Origin of the sequence: Kutzneria sp. 744, assembly GCF_000568255.1 — a bacterium.
Taxonomy (GTDB): domain Bacteria; phylum Actinomycetota; class Actinomycetes; order Mycobacteriales; family Pseudonocardiaceae; genus Kutzneria.
On record NZ_KK037166.1, the window covers coordinates 10,076,962 to 10,080,353 of the forward strand.

Consider the following 3,392-nt stretch of genomic DNA (forward strand, 5'->3'; position numbering starts at 1 on the left):
CAAGATCCAGCGGTCCGCCCTGGCCGACGCGCTGGGGGCCGGCCGGTTCGACGACCGGGTGATCACGGTTGCCGCGCCCCCGGCGGACACGCGGTTGGTCACCCGCGAGTGGACGGAGCTGCCGAGCTCGCCGGCCGCGGACGATGAAACCGGCGTCCGGCTGGTGCTCGGCGACGACAGCGACCGGGAGCGGCTGGGCATCGACGGCACAGTGGTCTCGGTCCGGCGCGGCGACGGGTTCGGCCAGGACGCGCCTGGTCGGTACCAGGTCGCGCCGGGCGATCGCGGGCAGCTGCGGTCGCTGCTGCGGGCGGTGACCGAGCGGCACGGCCGGATCGCGTCTGTCGTGCACGCGTTCCCGCTGGCCCGTGGTGGCGAGGTGGCCGACCGGTTGCTCGCGATCACCACCGAACTGACCGCGTTGCTCGACGTGCTGACCGAGTCGACGGCGTGCGGCTGCTGGTGCTGACCGCGGGCGCCCTGTGGGTGCGCGACGGCGACAGCGTCGACCTCGGCGCCTGCGCCCTGCCCGGACTGATCCGAACCGCGGTCAGCGAGCACCCCACGATGCGCGTCCGTCAGCTCGACCTGCCCGCCGACGACGGCGAATGGGCCCAGGCGGTGCGCCGGGAGCTGGCCGACCGCAATCACGCCGGTGTCGTCGCGGCGCGGGACGGACGGCGCTGGCAACCCAAGCTGACCCCGCTCGCCGAGACCGAAACCGAGACCGTGACCGCGCCGGTGCGCACCGGCGGCCGGTACCTGGTCACCGGCGGCCTCGGCGGCCTGGCCGTCGAGATCGCCGGCCACCTGCTGGCCGCCTACGGGGTCCGGCTGCTGCTGGTCGGCCGGTCCACAGTGGACGGTGCGAAGGCCGACCGGCTGGCCGAACTGTCCGCGCTCGGCGACGTCGACTACGTCCAGGCGGACGTGGCCGACGCCGGCGCGCTGGAGGCGGCGGTCGCGTCGGCCGAGGCGCGCTGGGGCCACGGGCTCGACGGTGTGCTGCACCTCGCCGCCGCCGATCCCACCGGGCAGTGGGCCGAACTGGAGCGGCATACGCTGGCCAACGAGGCGGCGGCGACCTTCGCCGAGCAGTACCGGCCCAAGGTGAGCGGCACGCTCGCCGTCGCGGCGGTGCTCGACCGTCGGCCGGACGCGTCGCTGGTGCTTTTCGGTTCGGTCAACGGTGAATTCGGCGGAAACTCGTTCGGGGCCTATGCCGCGGCCAGCTGTTTCCTGGTCGGATTCGCCGAATACTGGCGTCATGAGCGGCGGCGTTCGGTCAAGTGCCTCGCGTGGAGCATGTGGACGGACGTCGGCGTGAACGCGGGCCGTCCCGTCGAAGCGGCCCGCAGACGCGGGTTTCGCGCGATCGACCCGGACGCGGGATTGCGGCTTTTCCTGGACGCGATGGCCGCGCCGGGGCATTATCTGCTGCTCGGACTCGATCTGGCGAATCCGACGATCGTCGCGGACCTGGGGCCCGGCGGCGTGCACGCCGGCGAGCTCCTGGTCGCCTACGCGCCCGACGGCGTGGATCCGGGCGTCGTGCGGGCCGCGATCGCCGCCGGCATCCGGGATGCCGTGGTGCCGGTGCGGCTGGTGGCCCTGCCGCGAATTCCCCGTGGTGTGGACGGATCCGTCGACACCGAGCGGCTTCTGCTCGACACCGCGCCGGGACGCCGGCGGCGGACGCCGGCCGCGCCCCGGTCCGACCTGGAGCGGGAGATCGCCGGCGTGTGGTCGGCGGCGCTCGGCCGGACGGCGATCGGCCGTGATGATTCTTTCTTCGAACTCGGCGGGAATTCGCTGCGGGCGACGCGCCTGCTCGCGCTGGTCGACGACCGGCTGGGTGTGCGGGTGTCGACGCAGGAGCTTTATGAAAGCCCGACGGTGGCCGGGATGGCCGCCGCGGTGCGCGAACGGCGGCTTGTCAACTCGAAAGAATCGGCTCGGTGAGCGTGTCCTGTCGACGGGACACGACCGTGATTGCCGTGCTTGACGCACTCACGCGGCGCCGGTGATATTGAACCCTGCGAAGGCTTCCCCGTCTTTGTTTTTCGGCCTTTTTCAGGACACTCCGGGATGAATGAGGGGCGGACCGCGGTGATCCCCATTTCTTTCGCGCAGCGCCGGCTGTGGTTCATCGATCGGCTGGAAGGGCCGTCGGCGGTCTACAACGTGCCGTTCGTGCTGAGGTTGCGCGGCGACCTCGACGTGGACGGGCTGCGCGCGGCCCTGCGGGATGTCGTGGTGCGGCACGAGGGCCTGCGCACGGTGTTCGCCGAGGACGACGACGGCACGCTGACGCAGCGGGTCGTGCCGGTCGAGGCGCTCGCCGTGCCGTTCTCGGTCCACGACAGCCGCCCCGACGAGGTCGACGCCGCGATCGCGGAGGCGGTGACGCACCGGTTCGAGCTGTCGTCGGACATTCCGGTGTGGGCGCGCCTGCTGCGGTGTTCGCGCACGGAACACGTGCTGGTGTTGGTGATCCACCACGTGGCGGTGGACGGCGAGTCCATGGCGCCGCTGGCTCGCGACCTGAGCGCCGCCTACACCGCCCGGCACGGCGGGGTGGCCCCGGACTGGGCCGAACTGCCGGTGCAGTACGGGGATTACACGCTGTGGCAACGAGAACTGCTCGGCGACGACCAGGATCCGGACAGCGTGCTGTCCCGGCAGCTCGGCTACTGGCGCCGGGAACTCGCCGGCAGCCCGGACCAGCTCCGGCTGCCGACCGACCGGCCGCGCCCGGCCGAGGCGAGCCACCGGGGCGACGTGGTGGCCGTCGACATCGAGCCCGGGCTCGTCGCCGCGCTGCGCGACCTGGCGCTGGCCAAGGAGATGACCCTGGCGATGGTGATGCAGGCTGGCCTGGCCGTGCTGCTGCACCACCTCGGCGCCGGCGAGGACATCACCATGGGCGCCACCATCGCCGGCCGCACCGACGAGGCCCTCGCCGACCTGGTCGGGTTTTTCGTCAACACCTGGGTGCTGCGCACCGACCTGGCCGGCAACCCGACGCTGGACCGCGTGCTCGACCAGGTGCGGGACAAGGCGCTGTCGGCCTACGACAACCAGGACGCCCCGTTCGAGCGGGTCGTCGAGGCCGTCAATCCGGAGCGCTCCACCGCGTACCACCCGCTGTTCCAGGTGATGTTCACCTGGCAGAGCGAGCCGAGCGTCGCGCTCGACCTGCCCGGCGTGACCGCGCGGCTGGAGGCCGTCGGCACCGGGACGGCGAAGTTCGACCTCGAGTTCAACCTGGCCGAGGGCGACGCGGACGTCGGGATGCGCTGCGACCTGGAGTACGCGACCGACCTGTTCGACCGCGACACGGCCGAGGCCATCGGCCGACGCTACGTCCAGGTGCTGCGCGGGCTCGCCGG

At 72.4% G+C, this 3,392-nt stretch carries 3 protein-coding genes; all 3 read left to right on the plus strand.

Annotated features, from left to right (window positions below):
• Nucleotides 1-469: hypothetical protein (locus tag KUTG_RS54810; RefSeq protein WP_198047570.1), on the plus strand; the 469-nt coding region annotated here is incomplete at its 5' end.
• Nucleotides 451-1,962, plus strand: coding sequence for an SDR family NAD(P)-dependent oxidoreductase (locus tag KUTG_RS46015; RefSeq protein ID WP_052396209.1), 1,512 nt, complete (start codon nucleotides 451-453; stop codon nucleotides 1,960-1,962). The genes KUTG_RS54810 and KUTG_RS46015, both read left to right, overlap by 19 nt.
• A 126-nt stretch (nucleotides 1,963-2,088) precedes the next feature.
• A partial coding sequence (locus KUTG_RS46020; protein WP_043726232.1) for a condensation domain-containing protein occupies nucleotides 2,089-3,392 on the plus strand: 1,304 nt, incomplete at its 3' end.